Genomic DNA, 19,456 nt, shown 5'->3' on the forward strand with positions numbered 1-19,456 from the left:
GAAAATGAATATGAAAAGAAGTATGATCATCTTGTTGGCTGCTGTCTTTATGCTTGCCAGTTGTAAAGACCTCATAAAGCCGGAGATAGAAAATAACCGGGAGCTGAACCCCGATGCCTATCTGCCTAATGATGCAAGATTTCCATTCGGAATATTGCTCAACGCATACAATCGCATTCCAACCAACTCCTGGTCGTTCAACGATGTGGCCACCGATGATGCGGTAACCAACGACCAAAGCAATGGGTATTTAAAAATAGCCACTGGTCAGTGGACGGCCAATAACAACCCACTTAGCCAGTGGACCAATTCGTATGCCGCGATCCAGTACCTCAATATTACGCTCGGCGAAATAGATAAGGTACAATGGACCACCGATGAAAGAGTAAGCAAGTTGTTTGCCATGCGTATCAAGGGCGAAACCTACGGCTTGCGGGCCTTGTTCCTGTATTATTTACTGCAGGCGCATGCAGGTATGTCTAACTCCACATTGCTTGGCGTACCCATCGTTCTGGATGTACAGGGAACCAATGCCAACTTCAATAATCCCAGGGCCACGTTTGAAGAATGCATGAAGCAGATCTACAGCGATCTGGATAAGGCCGAAGAAATGCTGCCACTGGATTATGAAAATATTGCCAGCGCAGCTGTGATCCCCACTAAATTCGGTTCCATTACCAAAGTGGAATATGACCGCGCATTTGGTTCTGCATTTCGTGGATTATTCACCGGTCGTATTGCCAAAGCCATCCGGTCAAAGGCGGCTTTGCTGGCTGCAAGTCCGGCATTTGCTTCCGGTACATCAACCACCTGGGCCGATGCGGCTAATTATGCAGCGGCGGTGATCAATTTGAAAGGTGGGGTGAGTGCCCTGGCAGCGAATGGTACTACCTGGTACTCGAACGCCTCAGAAATTTCTGGGCTGGCCGATGGCGCGAATCCCGGCGAAATATTATGGCGGGGAAATTATGGCGATAACCGGGACCTGGAACAGTCAAACTATCCGCCCAGTCTTTTTGGAAGCGGGCGCATAAATCCAACCCAGAATCTCGTTGATGCCTTTCCGATGGCTAATGGCTATCCCATAGCAGATGCCGCCAGCGGCTATGATGCGGCCAATCCATACAACAATCGCGATCCCCGCCTGAAACAATATATTCTGGTGAATGGCGGAACTGCGGGGCCTAACAGTACCGCTATCAATACAGCGGCTGATGGTACTACGAACGATGCCCTTGGCAAGGTAGAAACATCTACAAGAACAGGTTACTACCTGCGCAAATTACTTCGCCAGGATGTAAACCTGAATCCCACATCCGCCAACAATCAAAGACATTATAAACCCCACATCCGGTACACGGAAATATACCTCAATTATGCAGAGGCTGCCAACGAAGCCTGGGGGCCAACCGGTGCTGGCGCTAATAGTTTTTCTGCCTATGATATCATTAAGGCCATACGTAAAAGGGCAGGAGTAGGCTTATCAAACGGCGATCCATATCTGGAAGCGGCCAAAAGCAGTAAAGAGCAAATGCGCATATTGATAAAGAATGAACGGCGGCTGGAGCTTTGCTTTGAGGGCTACCGCTTTTGGGACCTTCGCCGCTGGAAAGAAAACCTCACCGATGCAGCCCGGGGAGTGAGCATAAAGAATGGTCAGCCAACCGGTATCAAAGTGGAAGACCGGCAATTTCAACCCTATATGATCTATGGTCCCATCCCGTATGGCGAGATCCTGAAGTTTGGCGAATTACAGCAAAACCAGGGATGGTAATGGCCCTGAGCGTTCTGAGCGAAGTCGAAGGATCGAAGGGGCGTCGGGCGAAGTCGAGACGTGTATTATCAAATGAACTTGAAAAAACTTATGATGAAAAAATTTCTTTTACCAGCGGTCCTGCTCTTTGTACTGGCATCGTGCGGTAACAAAGACGTGGATTTTCCTGACTACAAATACCAAACGGTTTACTTTGCCTACCAGTACCCGGTGCGTACCATAACATTTGGCGAAGATATCTTCAATACCGATCTCGATAACCAGGGCAAGTGCCAGATCATGGCTACTACCGGTGGCGTGTACACCAGTCCAAAGAATGTTGTTATCGGTATTTCTGTTGATAAGTCCTTATTAGGTACGGGGCTTTTATTCAAGGCCGGCGGCGACACGGTGGTGCCTATGCCCGATAACTATTTTACCCTGGCTTCCAATACTATTACCATTCCTGAGGGCAGCCTTACTGGCGGGGTAGAAGTGCAACTCACCGATGCTTTTTTTAATGATCCCAAAGCTATAAAGAATACCTATGTTATTCCAATACGAATGAGTAGTAAAACAAATGCCGATTCCATTCTTTCAGGTAAGGATTTTACCCTCTATGCCATCAAGTATGTGAATCCCTGGCATGGCAATTACCTGCGCCGGGGAAAAGATGTGGTCACCGGCAGTGTTAGCCAAACAATTACCCGGCACAAACAATATGTTGAAGATGATGAAGTCACAAAGTTATACACCCGGTCAAGGAAGAAGATCGATTTCCCGGTGGTATTTAAAGACAAGAACGGCGTGAACGTCAATTGTCCCCTGGTGTTGAATTTTGATGATGCCGGTAATTGCACCATCACCGCCGGCGCCAGCAATTTCACGGTTACCGGAAGCGGCCAGTTTGTGAAGAAAGGGGAGAAGAACAGCTGGGGCAGCAAGGACCGTGATGCCATCTACTTAAAATACGATGTTACATTACCAGATATGCAGGTGTCATCAATGGATACCCTGGTATTAAGAGACCGTTCGGTAACCATGGAAACTTATACACCTGTGGGCTGGTAATTATTTCACCATCTTTAATCCTAAATGCAATGAATATACTATTGAAAATAGCAGGCTTTACCACCCTGGTAATAATGGCTTCCTGCAACAAGTATAAAGCAGCTGGGTTCACCGTCGATAAACCGGAATCGGTTGTCATACAGGAAGACCTGGATGCGTATCCTGCGCTGAAAACTTATATAAACCATACCGCACAGCCCGGTTTCAAATTGGGCGTGGCCGGGTCATTATCAGATTATCTCACAAAAGGCGTAATGTACCGCCTGGCCAATAAGAACTTCGAAGAGTTTGCGGTGGGGTACGAAATGAAACATGGCGCCGTAGTGCAGGCCAATGGTACATTGGCTTTGGATAACGTAAAAAACTTTTTATCAGCAACGAGCCAGGCCGGGATGTCTGTATATGGACATACACTGGTTTGGCATGCCAATAATAATGCAACTTATTTGAAGGGGCTGTTGTCACCCATGATAGTTACCACACCTGCATTTAATAATGACCTACCCATTGCGGGCTTGCAGAATAAAACATTTACCGGGTGGAACCTGGCAAATGCCGGCGCTGGTATCACCATCGCCGATGGGGAAGGAATGGGCACCGGGAATAAGGCCATAAAGCTGATATCAACAGCAGGCTCAGCTGCAGCAACCGATCTGCAGTTGATCAGTCCTTCCATTGCAATAAATAAAACGCACAAGTATGAAGTGGTGATGTATATAAGATCAGATGTTGCAGGCGAAGGACGAATAAGTTTTGAAGGGTTAAATAATAATACCCCACCGATCGACTACACAAAATCGGGTACTGCCACTGCCACATTTACAACCGGCATTTCCTGGAAGGAGATCAGGTTTCAGCTGACTGATTTTGCGGCGGATAATATTAAACTCCACTTTGACCTGGGTTATAAACCTGGTGTTACTTATACCATTGATGTGAACACCTTGTTTGTATACGATACGCAGGGTTCTCCTCTTGTGACCAATCTTGTCTCGAATGGTGATTTTGAATCGGGCAGCGCCTGGAGCGGTTGGGGAAATAACTCCGTGCGAGGCATTACCGCAGCCGGCATGGGGGTTAATAACACGGGCAAGGCACTGTATGTAACCAATCCGTCAAAGACTACCAATTACTGGGATGTGCAAACCAGTTATGCTTTTGCCGCCCCGTTGAAAAGTGGGGAAACCTATAACCTGAGCTTTTGGGTGAAAGGCACGGCGGCGGGTATCATCAGACCCGAACTGCAAAGCGCCAACTATTCTTCCAATGGGTTTGGGCAGGTACCCGTTACTACCTCCTGGACGCTGATTAGCATTAACACCACAGCCACTACAGCCGACCGCATTCGATTGATCGTTAGTTATGGTGAATTCGCCGGCACCGTATACATTGATGATGTAGTGCTCAAGAGCGCTTCAGCAACCGGCGGCACCACCATCACCGTAGATAAAACGCCTGCAGAAAAAGCGCTCATCGTAACCAATGCCATGGATAAATGGATCTCAGGCATGCTGGGCGCCAGCAAATCATATGTAAAGGCATGGGATGTGGTCAATGAACCCATGGATGATGCCAAACCCTATGAATTGAAAACAGGAGTAGGGCAGTCGAACCTGGCTGCAGATATCTTCCACTGGCAGGATTACCTGGGTAAAGATTATGCCGTAACTGCGCTTAAAATGGCCAGGCAATACGGCAATCCGGGTGATCTTCATTTTATCAATGATTATAACCTCGAATACAACCTCGATAAATGCCGTGGCCTCATCGCTTATATAAATTATGTGGAAAGCAAGGGCGCTAAAGTTGATGGTATTGGTACCCAGATGCACATCAGCATCAGTGCCGATAAAACGAAGATCGCCGAATCGTTCAAATTACTGGCGGCAACAGGCAAGCTGATAAAGATCTCTGAACTGGATATCGGTGTTGGCGTAAAGACCACCGATGCTACTACCGAACATTATAAAGCCCAGGCCGACATGTACAAATATGTAATTGATAAATATTTCGAGCTGATACCAGTCAAACAACGGTATGGAATTACGATCTGGAGTCCGCTCGATAGTCCGGTCAGTTCCTACTGGCGGGCTGGTGAACCCATCGGGTTATGGACAGAAGCGTATGTGCGCAAACTGGCTTATGAAGCAGTGGCAAAAGCACTGGAGGCGAATGCTAAATAGAAAGATATAACTGGTAAGCGCATTGACAACTAATAAAATAGCCCCGGAAGTCTTAGCACTTCCGGGGCTGTTTCATTAAAAGTACCTTCCCATTGTTTTTGGTGTATAAGAACCAGAAGGATGAATCACTTCAGGCATGCATACCTGTCCCGGAAATGCTTACTGTATAGGCAGGCAATACGCTGTTTTCCATTGACCGTAAAGACTGTTACAAATATTTTTTTTGGAATGGAAAAAAAATATTATTTTGTCTACTCTATTAGTAGACTATTTGATGATAGTTTGCTGATGATTAAATGGTAGCTGTTAACCACCAGCAGTATACCGGTTTATACCGTATTTTAAAACAACTGAAATGAGACCTTCAAAAATCAGTGAGCCATACCGCGCCCTCGCGGTAGCAGGGGTGGTATTACATTACGCTAATTCTTCTTACAGAAGTTTCTGTTGTTGTTGTTAAGATTATTTTCCTCCGGATTATAGCTTGTTACGTTCAGTAGCAGGGCTTTACCCCTTATTGATATAATACTATGATCTGCGCAACAGCCCGGTGCTGTGGTTAACCGGTGGTTGGTTAGCCGCAAACTTTGCCGGCTGTTGCTCAGGTTACTTGCCTGCCGCAGCTATTATTTAAATAATCAAAATTAATTGGTATGAAATTATTTTCAGGAAGAAGCATGCTCATTGCTTTTATCCTTTTGCCCGTATTTATAACGGCGCAAACAATCAATAAACCGGTTATCAATTCTATTGTTACCGGCAAAGTAACTGACGGCAATGCACCTCTTGAAGGTACCACTGTTCAAATTAAAGGGACCACCAATACAGCCACTACCGATTTTGAAGGAAACTTTACGTTGAAAACAGGGCAGAAACTTCCTTTTACCCTGGTAGTGACTTATATCGGCTATCAAAAGGAGGAAGTGCTGGCCACCGGCGCCCATGTTGATGTTTTGTTGCATGCATCGAAAAATAAACTCGATGAAGTAGTGGTGGTTGGGTATGGCACGCAAAGAAAAAAAGATCTTACCGGTTCTGTGGCGAGTGTTTCCAGGGAAAATCTCAGCCGTCCGGCTTCTTCTCTCGATAATCTTTTGCAGGGTGCTGTTGCCGGTGTGGTGGTTAACCAAAGCTCTGGTCAGCCGGGCGCAACGGCTACCATCCGCATCCGCGGCGGTAACTCGCTGAGTTTTGGTAACGATCCTTTGTATGTGATCGATGGGTTTATCTATTACAACGATAATAGTCTTACCAATCTCGCGCCTGCATCTGGTACGGTACCTGCGGTAACCGGGGTTTCAACCAATGGACTGTCTACCATAAACCCTTCTGATATTGAATCGATAGACGTATTGAAAGATGCCGCCGCTACCGCTATCTATGGATCGCGCGGCGCCAATGGCGTGGTGATCGTTACCACAAAAAGAGGCACCAAAGGCAGCAACAACATATCTTTCAATTCATCTTACGGGCAACAATACAAAACAAAGCTGATCCCCGTGCTTAACGGGCAGCAATGGGCAAAATTATTTGACGACCTGTACCATGCAACGCCCACTATTCAGGCAGGGTTGGCGGCCAATAAAAAGCTGATCGATTCTGCAGGGGCTGCCGGTGTTAATGGCAACTGGACCGAAGCGGCCATTAGAACAGGCGCTGTACAAAATCACCAGCTTACCCTTTTTGGTGGTGATGATAAGTCGCGCTACTCGGTGAGTGGTAATTATTTCAACCAGAAAGGTATTGTGCTGGCCTCTGATTTTAAACGGTATTCAGCACGGGTGAATTATGAAAAGGAGTATTCCAAAAAGCTGAAACTGGCTACCAGTATTTTTGGCAGCAGTTCATCGGAAAATAAACTTCCGGGTGCTACCTATAACGGCATCGGATTCAGCAATGCGTTTTCTTCCCTCAGCCTTGCTAACCCGCTGCAAACAGTGAAAAATGCCGACGGTTCGTATAATACTACCGCGCAACCGGCCATCAATCCAACGCTGAACACCATTAGCGGACAACAATTTTCCGACAATGCCATTCTCGGCATCGCCGTCACTATCAACCAAACGAAATTGTCGCGCGTGCTGGGCAATTTTTCTGCCGAGTATAAAATAACCAGTGAACTCGTGGCAAAATCTACGATAGGGGCCGATCTGTTAAATACAAAGCTGAACTATTACACCCCTTCGTATACCAATTCGGGTAACCTTGGGGGAACCATCACCGGTTCGGGTTCGGTTGGCACCATTAATTACATAAGCTGGCTCAACGAAAATACCCTTACGTATGATCATGCATTTGAGGACAAACATTTTCTAAATCTGTTGGTGGGTTATACAACGCAGTACCAGAAATCGGAGAATACATTTCTGGCCGGGCAAACTTTTTCTTCCGATGCCACCACCTATAATAACCTGTACAATGCTTCCGCCAATAAAGTGATAGGCTCAGCAGAGGCCAAACAAACCCGCAACTCATGGCTGGGAAGAATTTCCTATTCCTTACTGCACCGGTATAACCTCACCCTGGCTGCCAGGGCCGACGGCGCATCACCGGCAGGCGCCAATAAAAAATGGGGTTTGTTTCCCTCTGTTGGTTTTTCATGGAATGTATCCGACGAAGACTTTTTTAAAAGATTCGATAAAACCATCAATAACCTGAAATTACGATTAACGTATGGGCGGGTGGGTAATGCCAATTTCCCGGCATACAGTTCACTGGCCACCATTACTTCTTATGGGTATTATCTGGGCAATCCGCTTACCGGTACTAACGGTTTGGCGCCTTCACAGTTGTCAAATCCTGATCTAACCTGGGAAACTACTACACAATACAATGCCGGTATTGATCTGGGCTTGCTTAAAAACAGGATTGTCATAACTGCCGATGCGTATTACAAAAAGACCACCAACCTGTATGTCAGCGGTTCAGGCCTGGTGCCATTGTCCTCGGGTTATGCATCGGTATCGGAAAATATCGGCAGCCTGGAAAATAAAGGTGTTGAACTTACCATTAATACAGACAATATCAAGTCGAAAAATTTCACCTGGCGATCAACACTGATCTATGCCCGCAATGCCAATAAAGTGTTGAGCCTGGGACCCAGCGAGTCATTTTTCCCGGTAGCGCCCACAGGGCAGGTATCACCGGTGATCGTTAAAGTAGGGTTGCCCGTAGGCACTTTCTGGGGATACAATACTGCAGGTCTTTTAACGACTGCCGATGTATACGGCGCCAAAAAAGCGCCCATACTGGCAGGCGTATCGCAGGTAACCGGCGACCGGAAGTATGTTGATTCCGATGGCGATGGGGTAGTAACCACCGCAGATAAGCACAACCTCGGCAACGCGCAACCAAAGTTTACCGCCAGTTTCAGCAACACCATTACCTGGAAAAATCTCGACCTGTCTGTATTCTTCCAGGGTTCATTCGGTAATAAAATATTCAATCTTTTACAGCAACAGCTCGAAAAGACCACCACCACCCAGAATGTATCGACTGTGCTGCTTGATCGCTGGGATTCTGTTTCCAATCCAAACGGCAAGTTCCCGAAAGTGGTTAATGCGCCGGTGGTACAGGTGGCCGACACGTATATTGAAGATGGCTCTTATATAAGGCTGAAAAATATAACGCTCGGGTATAATTTTCCCAAAGACCTTGCTGCAAAGATCCTGGCGAAACAGATCAGGATTTATGGTTCCGTTACAAACCTGTTGACCATTACAAAATATAAGGGACTTGATCCGGAAGCCAATTTCTATGATCAGAATAACCTGCAGCCCGGTATTGATTATGGCGTATATCCCAACTATCGCACCTATACACTGGGCATTAATGTTACTTTTTAATTCACGGCAAATAATAATAGAACAATGAAAAATATTGGAATGATAATAACAGCTGCCGGGGCAATGGGCATTCTTGTGTCGTCGTGCACAAAGCTGAGTGAAGGTCCTCAGGGCAGCTTAACCCAGGACAATTTTTACAAAACACAAAGTGATGCAGTTGCGGCGGTAACGGCGGTTTACAGTACACTGACAACCGATATAAACAATGATTTCCCGATCTACGGGCGCAACCTCAATCTTATTGTTGATAATACCAGCGATAACCAGGTGTACAGTCCTTCGAATACCAATCCCGATGTGCGGGCGCTTGGTACAGCCACTTATGTAAGTACCAACGACCGGGTGCGCAAAATTTATGCGCAGTTATATTGGGGCATCAATAAGGCCAATGTGGCCATTGATAAAATTCCCACCATTCCCGCGGGGCAATTTGTAGATCCGGCGCGGTCGGCGGCCAGCCTCGTGAACGAGGCAAAGTTTATCAGGGCCTTGTTGTATTTTGACCTGGTTCGTTTGTACGGGGACGTTCCCTTATTGTTGCACGACCAGGGCACAGTGGCGGAGGCCAGTGCACTGGTTGATCGTACACCTAAAGAAACAGTATACCAGCAGATAATCACTGACCTGGACTCCGCTACCAGTTTGCCAGGCAGTTACACTGGTACCAGCGTTGGCCGCGTAACCAGTGGTGCGGCACATGCGCTGCTGGCCAAAGTATATATCACCCGCCAGGAGTGGGCAAAGGCGATAACAGAACTTAAAAAAGTGATCACGGCCGGCACTGCCAACCTCACAAACGCCACTACCGGGGCCTATGGTTATGATCTTTTCGCAAAATTTTCAGATGCTTTTCAACCCGCCACCAAGAACGGGAAGGAGCATATTTTTTCCGCACAATTCAATGGCACCACAGGTGGGTTCACCAGTACGAATACGTTGAGTTCGTTTACCTGGAGCAATTCTGCTTATACCGCCGATATTCCCGCCGATAAAAGCGTGGTAGAATTGTTTGACCTGACAGACCAGCGCCGTGCAGCCACTTTTTACGATTCATTGTTCAATCAGTCCACCGGCAAATGGGTTAAATGGCCTTTTTCTAACTTCCTGAAGTTTGTAGATCAAAGCACCGGTTTTGTTACTGCGCTGCAGGGTAATCAGGGCGCAAACAGTAAGATGAATTTTCCTGTGATTCGCTATTCAGAAGTGCTGTTGTTGTATGCAGAAGCATTGAACGAATTAAATGGCGGCCCAACCTCCGATGCATATGCAGCGATCAATATCGTTCGGGGAAGGGCTTACAATTCTTATACCTCCGGTGGTAACTACACCAACCATACGTATGATCTGGCGCCAGGTCTCAGTCAGCTTGCTTTCAGGGATGCCGTTTTTACTGAAAGAAGAAAAGAATTCATTCAGGAAAGCCAACGCTGGTTTGATCTGGTGCGCAGAACAGATCAGGGGCCCGGGCAGTATTACCTGAAATCGGTGTATGCCATGCCTGGGAATCCAAAATCGGCAGCAACGCTCAGGGATACCCTTTTCCCCATACCGCAAACCGAGATCGATTTGTATGGCGGCAAGAACCCAAATTTTCAACAAAACCCGGGATGGTAAAATATCCTGTTGTTTCACTTTAATAATAAAGCATGAACTCAAAAGTTGCCGGTTCGCCGTAAAACGATCTATGATCTTATAATATCTATCAACTTAATTCCTCACGTATTAAATACAACAACATGCGTTTTCAGAAAATGAACGGGGTAACCAAAAAGATGCTGGCCTCATCAATGATTGCGGGTATTAGTGCCCTGTCATTGGGTGTGCATGCGCAATCATCGCCCCAAACTTACCAGGGTGTAGTGGGTAAAACCTATGCCGATTCAAAAGAATGGTGGCCGACGCCGGTGAAAGCGCCTGCCGGAGCGCCCAATATAATTTGGATCCTACTCGATGATGTTGGCTTTGGTGCTTCCAGCGCTTTTGGCGGTTTAATTCCTACGCCCACATTTGATAGCCTCGCTAACCAGGGCTTGCGATATACCAACTTTCATACAGCCGCCATTTGCGCACCTACCCGTGCCGCTTTATTAACCGGCCGTAATCAGCATTACGTTCATATGGGCGGATTTGCGCATACTGCTTTGTCGGCCGGTTTTCCCGGTTGGGATGGTCGCATCCCTGCCGATAAGGGAACGGTGGCCGAAGTGCTGCGCGAGAACGGTTATAACACATTTGCGGTTGGAAAGTATGGCGTAACGCCAGATGAAGATGCAACCGATGCGGGTCCGTTCGATCGCTGGCCTACCGGTAAAGGATTCGATCATTTTTATGGATTCCTGGGATCACAAACCGATCAGTACAAACCCGATCTGGTTGAAGATAATGCGCATGTAACACCCGATGGCCGCAACCTGAATGAGTCCATTACCGATAAAGCGATCAGCTATATTTCAAAACAGAAAAAAGCGGCGCCCGATAAACCTTTCTTCCTCTATTATGCTCCCGGCGCCACGCATGCGCCACACCAGGTTCCATCATCCTGGTTCGATCTGTATAAAGGAAAGTTTGATGAAGGTTGGGATGTGTACCGCGAAAAAGTGATCGCCAATCAGAAGAAGCTGGGGGTTATTCCGGCCAATGCCCAGTTGCCCGCCCGCAATGAATATATAAAAGCATGGAATACCTTAACGCCCGATCAGAAAAAAGTGTATGCCCGTTTTATGGAAATATATGCCGCTTACCTCACGTACATTGATGCGCAGGTTGGCCGCATAGTTAACCACCTGAAAGAGATAAATCAGCTCGACAATACCTTGTTCTTTGTGATCATTGGCGACAATGGCGCCAGTAAGGAAGGTACCTTCCAGGGCGTGCTGAACCGCGGACCGCTGGGAGCCAAAGTTTCGGATGAAGAACAGTTTAAATCGAACCTGGAAAAAATTGGTGAAATAGGTACGCCTTCAGGTACAAATACCAATTACCCGCTTGGCTGGGCACAGGCAACCAATACACCTTTCAAATACTGGAAACAGGATGCCAATGCAGAAGGTGGCACGCATAATCCGCTGATCATTTTTTATCCCAATGGTATTAAGGACAAAGGTGGTATCAGAAATCAATATGGGCATGTGGTTGATATATTGCCAACCACTATAGAGTTAGCAGGCCTTAAATTGCCCGGGTATGTAAAAGGTATTAAACAGGATACGCTGCAAGGTACCTCGTTGTATTATTCGCTGGAAAATGCAACGGCTCAATCCCGTCACACAGAACAGTATTACTACATTTTTGGTTCCCGGGCTATTTATAAAGACGGCTGGAAAGCTGCCGCTGCGCATCACCCTGATTATATTGATCTGAATGTATTGAGTGGAAAAGATTCTGTTGAGCACAGCTTCGACAAAGATGTATGGGAACTGTACAATCTGAATGAAGATTTTAATGAAAGGAACGATCTGGCAAAAAAGTATCCTGAAAAGCTGAAAGAACTGCAGGGGCTTTTTGATGTAACTGCAAAGCGATACAACGTATATCCTTTAATTGACTGGGCAGATGTGTTAAAGAGAAGATTGCATGTTGCTAACCATGCATCGGCAAATACGGGAAATCCCACAAATGCAGGAAATGCTGCAAAAGAATAATCGGATCTTATCAAAAAAAGCATCCGTCAATGGCGGATGCTTTATAACAATTTCTACATGATTAATAAAAGTTCTGTTTCACTTTTGACGTAATGGTTAATGCTCGTTTCATTCTGGCCGCCCCGATAACTATCGGGGCGGCTTTTTTAATGTAGATGGTTGCAGAAAAAATTGATGAAAGAAGTAAGTTGACAGACCTGTTAAAAAGCAGGCCTGTTTTTATTTTTTAGGAGAATCCTTATTGAAAATGGCTGAATCAAAAGAAAAAATGTAGAAATAACAGTTTTATGTATATTCGCATTCAACTTTGTTGAATAGAAGTAAACAAAGTGGAAAAGCAGCAACCAATGGATGAATCGTTGTTAGAAGAAAAGCTGAATAAATTAAATATCGGCGACCGCATAAAAGCCTTGCGCATAGCCCAAAACCGCACCATGCAGGAGATAGCCGAAGCCAGTGATCTTTCCAAAAGCATGATCTCAAAAATTGAGAACAACCGGGCCATCCCTTCAGTGGCGGCCCTGGTAAAGATCGCAAAGGCATTGGGAACCAGTATTTCCAGTTTGCTCGAACAGGATGGATGGGTGAACGCTGTTCTCACCAAAATAAAACAGGCAAAAGATAATCTCACGTCAACAGAAAAAGGTTATCTGATCTATCCCTATGCGTCGGAATACCATGAAAAAAAGATGCAGCCTTTTTTATTTGTTGGGCGCAAAGGCGAGGTGGTACCCCATGAGGTGTCGCACGAAGGCGAAGAATTCATTTACGTAATAAAAGGGAAAATGAAAATGCAGGTGGGGGAAACAGAGTATCTGTTGCAGACCGGCGACAGCCTGTATTTCAATGCTGTTCAAAAGCACGGCATCATGCCGGTTTCAGATGAAGTGATGTATCTGGATATTTTCGTTTAATCAGGCTACATAATGGATCTCCTGAGTTCGTGTGCAAAAGAACTGAATGGTTCTTCCGGAATGCTATTGCCTTAAATAATCCGATAAAATAAAGTAACACATGTTCGAAAGTTTGTCATTAAAAAACGGTTGCAGGCTGGCTGTTGTGCTGAGCAGCTTTCAATTGGCTGCGGTATCAGGTAGCGCACAATCTGTTGCTGCCACAGAAAAAAACACCGCTGTTGTACAGGTTGATCTGGGTAAGTCTGTTGGCCCTATGTACCCGGCATGGGCCTGGTTCGGCTACGATGAACCCAACTATACTTATATGAAAGATGGGAAAAAGCTGTTGTCTGAACTGGCGGCCCTGAGCCCGGTTCCTGTATATGTACGTGCTCATAGCTTACTGGTAACAGGTGATGGAACGCCTGCTTTAAAATGGGGTTCTACCAATGCCTATACAGAAGATGCCAATGGGAGACCCATCTATAGCTGGACGATCATCGACAGCATTTTTGATACGTATATACAACGTGGTATGAAGCCGCTGGCGCAGATCGGTTTTATGCCGGAAGCTTTGTCTACAAAACCACAACCTTACAAACACGATTGGAAACCCGGTGATCCGTATGGAAAGATCATGACGGGCTGGGCCTATCCACCAAAGGATTATAAAAAATGGGCCGAACTGGTATACCAATGGGTGAAACACAGTGTGGACCGTTATGGCAAAAAAGAAGTGGAAAGCTGGTATTGGGAATTATGGAATGAACCGAATGGATACTGGAAGGGCACCATGGACGAATACTTTAAATTATACGACTATACAACCGATGCCGTAAAACGTGCTTTGCCCACGGCGAAGATCGGTGGTATCAACATCGCAGGCACCGGCAGTGAAGGTGCACAGAAATGGTTGAACGCTTTTGCCAAACATTGTTTAAAAGATACCAACTATGTTACCGGTAAAATTGGTGCACCTGTCGACATGATCCTGTTCCATGCAAAAGGTTCACCCAAACTGGTGAATGGACATGTGCGAATGAATATGGGCACACAATTAAGGGATATTGAAAGAGGGTTTAAATTCGTTGCCTCTTACCCGCAATTGAAAAACCTTCCCATTGTTATTGGTGAATCAGATCCTGAAGGTTGTGCTGCCTGTGGCATGCATACCAATCCCGAGAACGCTTATCGCAACGGCACCATGTATTCAAGCTATACGGCCGCTTCCTTTGCCCGGAAATATTTACTGGCCGATCTGTATAAAGTGAATTTCAAAGGCGCGGTTAACTGGTCGTTCGAGTTTGAGGGCCAGCCCTGGTTCTATGGGTTTCGCGACCTGGCAACCAACGGCGTTGATAAACCAGTACTGAATGTATTCCGCATGTTCGGTATGATGAAAGGCAGCCGGGTGCCGGTTTCATCTGATCACGGATATGATCTTCGCACGGCGGTGGATTCAAGCTTCCGGAAAGCCTGGTCCGATATCAATGGCATGGCCTGTAAGGATGTCGATAATGCTACTGTACTGTTATGGAATTACCACGATGACGATGTAAAACCGGCTCCCGAACAGGTAACGGTACAGGTAAAAGGCATTCCGGCCAAACAGGTATTGTTGCAGCATTACCGTATAGATGATGAGCACAGTAATTCCTATGAAGTATGGAAGAAGATGGGTTCGCCGCAAGATCCTTCTGCAGCGCAAATTGCCGAACTGGAAAAAGCAGGTCAGTTGCATTTGTTAAGCTCACCGGAATATATAAAAACAAACAATGGCGAGGCTGTCATTCGCTTTGAATTACCACGCCAGGGCGTGTCATTCCTGAAGTTTGACTGGTAGTGAAAGAGGAACGCAATCGTTCCCGGAAAAAATAAATTAAAGCAGAATGGCAAACTATTAAGCAATTATCACTTTTTAATCATACATAACACAAATGGCGGTATTTTGAATGATATTAATGATCATTCATATTAATAAGTCATATTTAAAGGACGACGAAATGAACTTACCCAGGAACAATGTATTCACAGCGTTTTTTTTATTATTGCTTTTGCCTTTTACCGGAACAACACAAACTCCGCAGCCCGACACTACAGGTTTAAAATTACCTGAAGGTTTTTCTTCGCTCATTGTGGCTGATAAGCTGGGCAAAACGCGGCATTTGCTTATAACGCCGCAAAACGACATTTACGTACGGCTGGCCCGCCCGGTGAATGGCAACGGCACGCTGTTGTTACACCAGGAAAATGGAAAAGCGACGGTGAAATTCGGCTTTGGCAATTATGGTGGCACAGGTATCTATCTGCGCGATGGTTATTTGTACACCGCTTCCAATTCGGAAATTTTCCGCTATAAAGTAGATGCGAACAATCAGGTAGACACCAATTCCATGGAAAGGATCGTGACCGGTTTGGTTGACAAAGGTACACATGAAACAAAATCGATCATGATGGATAAGGAGGGCAATATGTATATTCCCATTGGCTGCCCTTCCAACTCCTGCCAGGAAAAAGACCGGCAGAAAGGTTCATTGGGTATGGCAGGTTGTCCGCTCCTGGAAACAAGTGGCGGCGTATGGATGTTTAAACGTGATAAAAAAGACCAGACCTATGCCGATGGCATTCGGTATGCAACCGGTTTGCGTAATGTGGTGGCTGTTGACTGGAATTACCAGGCCAACAAGTTGTTTGTGATGCAGCATGGAAGAGACCAGCTGAATTTTATTTTCCCCGACATGTATACGGCAAAAGACAATGCTGAACTGCCCGCAGAATGTATGTATGCGTTGAATAAGGGCGATAATGCCGGCTGGCCTTTTATTTACTACGATCGTTTTCAAAAAAAGAAAATGCTGGCGCCCGAATATGGCGGTGATGGAAAAAAAGAGGGAAGCGCTGAGTTTATTGAACCGGCTGCAGCTTATCCTGCGCACATGGCCCCGAATGATTTATTGTTTTATACCGGAAACCAGTTCCCTGAAAAATACCGGAACGGCGCCTTTATTGCCTTTCACGGTTCCTGGAACCGGGCGCCTGAACCACAAGCTGGTTTTTTTGTAGTGTTCCAGCCATTTAAAAATGGAATGCCTTCCGGCGAATGGGAAGTGTTTGCCGATAACTTCTCCGGTTCATCCGATAAAACTGCCAATGGCCGCGCCGATCATCGTCCGTGCGGGCTGGCACAGGGCCCCGATGGTTCTTTATATGTATGCGATGATAAAGGTGGCACTATCTTTAAAATATCGTATAATAAAAAAGAAAGCACAGTAAAAGCGGTTCCTGCAAAACAAACTACAGCAGTTAAAAAGACGCCTGCGGGTACAACCGCCGTGAAAACTGCAGCCGCCACAAAACCTGCGACAAAAGCGACGCCAGCAGCAAGTCCGGCAATTGCCGCCGGAAAAATTGTGTATACGCAAAACTGTGCAGCCTGTCACCAGGCAGATGGGGGCGGGGTGCAGGACCTGAATCCGCCATTGTCGAAAACAAGTTATGTATTGGGTAATAAAACCCGGTTGATCAATGTAGTATTGGAAGGCCTTAGCCAGCAGCTGGTAGATGGCGAAAAATATGGCAACGCCATGCCGCCATTGAATTACCTCAGCGATAAAGATATTGCCAATGTGCTCACCTTTATACGCGCCAGCTTTGGCAACAAGGCCAGCGCCGTAACGGAAGGGGAGGTGAAGAAGGCACGGGCTAAAAAATAATAGTATTGGTACAGGAATAGAAAGGGTCCCGGCGCGCCGGGACCCTTTTCTTTTACTAAACAATGAAAATTACTTACCCAACCCGGCCAGCCATTGCTGTGCAAATTTTCGGCTAACCTCGGTTATGTCTTTTCCGGCCCTGAAGATCTCTTTCCAATCGGCCGGTTTACCTTCATAATCGGGGTTTACAAATTTTTGTTTACCATTTACTTCTTTCAGTTCCGCATTAAAATCAACGGTGGCTGATAATTCGAGGAATTTTTGCAAACGTGTTTTTATCAGCTCACGATAATCGGCTGGGTATGATTCTTTCCATTTAGTCAGGTCTTTAGTATACCCGTCTGTTGACCTTTCATATTTTAATTTTTCGCCCTGGAAAAATAATTCGATCGTCTTACTGTTGGGATCTTTATAATCAACAATATTCTTTTTGTACATGTCTATAACACCCTGCATGCTCTTGGCAAGGCTGGGTGTTTTCCTGATCATCTCCTCTGTTTGCTTTAACCCTTTTTCCATTTTGTCAATTTCATCTTTGCGCACTTCCTCTTTGGTTCGCATAGGGGTTGCATCCTGATGTGGCTTTGCCTGTTGCCTTTCCTGGTCGTATTCTTTTTTAAAGGCATCGCTGTTAATGTATTGTTTTACGGTTGTTAGCAGCTCACCGGCTACTGCAACGCGGTCGCCCTTCGCAATGCTTTTGATGTTTTTGGCGCCGTAATAATAAAGATAGCCCCGCATAAAGCTGTTTTTGGCGCCTTCAAATCCCTCAGTTTTATTCATTCCCAGTCGTGCCCAAAGGTCGTCGGTCACAGTATGAACGGTTTTAAAAGCATACAGCGAAAGAACTATTACAATGCCTGCAAATGCGGCAATACCTATACGGGCGGTGGAGAGGATCGATCTCATTTTTAATCAATTTTTAGTGCAAGATTAGGCCGGCATACCAGTAAAGTAAATACAAACGGGTACGAATTGCTTTTTTTACTGACTGAATTGTAAATTTTGGTGCGTAGGGAAGGCGATTTATTTATTATTTGGATATTATAAGTATACTTATTATATTTGCACTTATAAAATAGAAAATACTATGTGGACCAGATCCTATTCAATCGTTACAAAGGAGGTTACCAAAGAACAAATGTGGAAACTTTTTGCAGATGTAAATAATTGGCATACCTGGGATGAAGGCATTGAATTCGCCCAATTGGAAGGCCGGTTTGAAAAAGGCAATCATTTCACCCTGAAACCTAAAGGTGGCCCAAAACTGAAAGTGGAGTTGCTTGAAACGCACGTCAATAAAAGCTTTCTCGATGTTACTACATTCCCATTAGCCAGAATGTACGACAATCATACCTTTGAAGAAACGCCAGACGGGCTGAAAATAACGAATACTATTACCGTAAAAGGTTTATTGTCCTTTGTTTGGATTAAATTGGTGGCTCAAAATATCGTGAACGCCTTGCCTGCAGATATAAAAAAGCAAATCGAGGCAGCCAGTAAGCGTTGATTATTTATTTTTTTCAATATGAAGAAACCGGATAAAGCTTTTGGTGTAAAAACTGCTGAAGAAAGTTCAGGCTTCCTGCTATGGCAGGTAACCACGCTCTGGCAAAGAGGGATCAAGAGATCTTTGGATAGTATTGATATTACCCATCCGCAATTTGTTTTGCTGGCAAGTTTGTTATGGTTATCCCGGCAGCAGGAAAGTGTAACTCAGATAGACCTTTCAAATCATAGCAAAATTGACCCGATGACCACTTCAACAGTGATCAGAACACTGGAAAGAAAACAGTTGATTGAAAGACAGGAGCACCATTCCGACACAAGGGCAAAAAGCATCTCCCTTACTGAACAGGGCATTAAGATCACCAGGCAGGCGGTAAAGATCATTGAAAAATTCGATTCAGAATTTTTTCAATCACTGGGCGAAAAAACAAAGAATTTTAACAATGGGCTCCTGACATTACTGAATGCACAAAAGGAAGAATAATATAATAAAAAGAGTCCCGCCACGCGGCGGGACTGTATCTTCTTACGTTCACATCCTGTCTATTTTATTATTATCTTCTGAAAGTGGTTCTCCCCATCTGCAAAGATCTTTATGAAGTAAGTTCCCTTGCCATATTGATGAAGATGATTTAAAGAAAGGGCATTGTTACCGGCGCTCAAATGTATTGGCTTCGATACCATTTTTCTACCATTAATATCCAACAGTTCAATTGAACTGGATTGCGCGCCGGTGGCAATAATGTTGATGTGTGCTCGGGTAATTGACGTCATTAACACCGAAAATATCAGAACGGCTGCCGGTCAAAGCTGAAGTAGGAGAGTTCGCCGTGGTGGCTACCACA

The 19,456-nt window shown here is 45.5% G+C and carries 13 protein-coding genes; 11 read left to right on the top strand and 2 right to left on the bottom strand.

Annotation, left to right across the window (positions count from 1 at the left end):
* The first annotated feature begins 10 nt into the window (after positions 1-10).
* The 9 genes from A3860_RS13080 (at position 11) to A3860_RS13120 (ending at position 17,102) form a co-directional block, all read left to right on the top strand.
* Positions 11-1,774: a RagB/SusD family nutrient uptake outer membrane protein gene (locus tag A3860_RS13080; RefSeq protein ID WP_173820207.1), complete on the top strand. Its 1,764-nt coding sequence runs from the start codon at positions 11-13 to the stop codon at positions 1,772-1,774.
* Between the two features lie 93 nt (positions 1,775-1,867).
* A complete protein-coding gene (locus tag A3860_RS13085) occupies positions 1,868-2,824 on the top strand; it encodes a DUF5627 domain-containing protein (RefSeq protein ID WP_081147163.1) in 957 nt (318 codons plus the stop codon).
* Positions 2,825-2,853: 29 nt separating this feature from the next.
* Positions 2,854-5,007, top strand: coding sequence for an endo-1,4-beta-xylanase (locus A3860_RS13090; protein WP_081147164.1), 2,154 nt, complete (start codon positions 2,854-2,856; stop codon positions 5,005-5,007).
* 653 nt (positions 5,008-5,660) lie between these two features.
* The gene (locus A3860_RS13095) at positions 5,661-8,852 is read left to right on the top strand and encodes a SusC/RagA family TonB-linked outer membrane protein (RefSeq protein WP_081147165.1); all 3,192 of its coding nucleotides are present in this window, start codon (positions 5,661-5,663) and stop codon (positions 8,850-8,852) included.
* Positions 8,853-8,876: 24 nt separating this feature from the next.
* Positions 8,877-10,466: a RagB/SusD family nutrient uptake outer membrane protein gene (locus A3860_RS13100; protein ID WP_081147166.1), complete on the top strand. Its 1,590-nt coding sequence runs from the start codon at positions 8,877-8,879 to the stop codon at positions 10,464-10,466.
* A gap of 122 nt (positions 10,467-10,588) precedes the next feature.
* Positions 10,589-12,493, top strand: a complete 1,905-nt coding sequence (locus tag A3860_RS13105) for an arylsulfatase (protein WP_081147167.1) — start codon at positions 10,589-10,591, stop codon at positions 12,491-12,493.
* 329 nt (positions 12,494-12,822) lie between these two features.
* Positions 12,823-13,407 (top strand): helix-turn-helix domain-containing protein, encoded by a 585-nt coding sequence (locus A3860_RS13110; protein WP_216823430.1) that lies wholly within the window; start codon positions 12,823-12,825, stop codon positions 13,405-13,407.
* 100 nt (positions 13,408-13,507) lie between these two features.
* Entirely contained in the window at positions 13,508-15,232 is a 1,725-nt protein-coding gene (locus A3860_RS13115) for a GH39 family glycosyl hydrolase (protein WP_081147169.1), read from the top strand.
* A gap of 160 nt (positions 15,233-15,392) precedes the next feature.
* Positions 15,393-17,102, top strand: coding sequence for a c-type cytochrome (locus A3860_RS13120; protein WP_158085229.1), 1,710 nt, complete (start codon positions 15,393-15,395; stop codon positions 17,100-17,102).
* A gap of 69 nt (positions 17,103-17,171) precedes the next feature.
* On the opposite strand, the gene A3860_RS13125 is transcribed toward A3860_RS13120, so the two are convergent.
* Positions 17,172-18,011, bottom strand: a complete 840-nt coding sequence (locus tag A3860_RS13125; RefSeq protein ID WP_081147170.1) for a hypothetical protein — start codon at positions 18,009-18,011, stop codon at positions 17,172-17,174.
* 181 nt (positions 18,012-18,192) lie between these two features.
* Here A3860_RS13125 and A3860_RS13130 point away from each other — a divergent pair, with 181 nt between their 5' ends.
* The gene (locus tag A3860_RS13130; RefSeq protein ID WP_081147171.1) at positions 18,193-18,612 is read left to right on the top strand and encodes an SRPBCC family protein; all 420 of its coding nucleotides are present in this window, start codon (positions 18,193-18,195) and stop codon (positions 18,610-18,612) included.
* A gap of 18 nt (positions 18,613-18,630) precedes the next feature.
* A complete protein-coding gene (locus A3860_RS13135) occupies positions 18,631-19,095 on the top strand; it encodes a MarR family winged helix-turn-helix transcriptional regulator (protein ID WP_081147172.1) in 465 nt (154 codons plus the stop codon).
* A gap of 59 nt (positions 19,096-19,154) precedes the next feature.
* Here the strand turns inward: A3860_RS13135 and A3860_RS13140 are convergent, their stop codons facing one another.
* Entirely contained in the window at positions 19,155-19,385 is a 231-nt protein-coding gene (locus tag A3860_RS13140) for a T9SS type A sorting domain-containing protein (RefSeq protein WP_081147173.1), read from the bottom strand.
* Positions 19,386-19,456: the final 71 nt, after the last annotated feature.

This window comes from Niastella vici (assembly GCF_002077945.1).
In the GTDB taxonomy this organism is placed as follows: domain Bacteria; phylum Bacteroidota; class Bacteroidia; order Chitinophagales; family Chitinophagaceae; genus Niastella; species Niastella vici.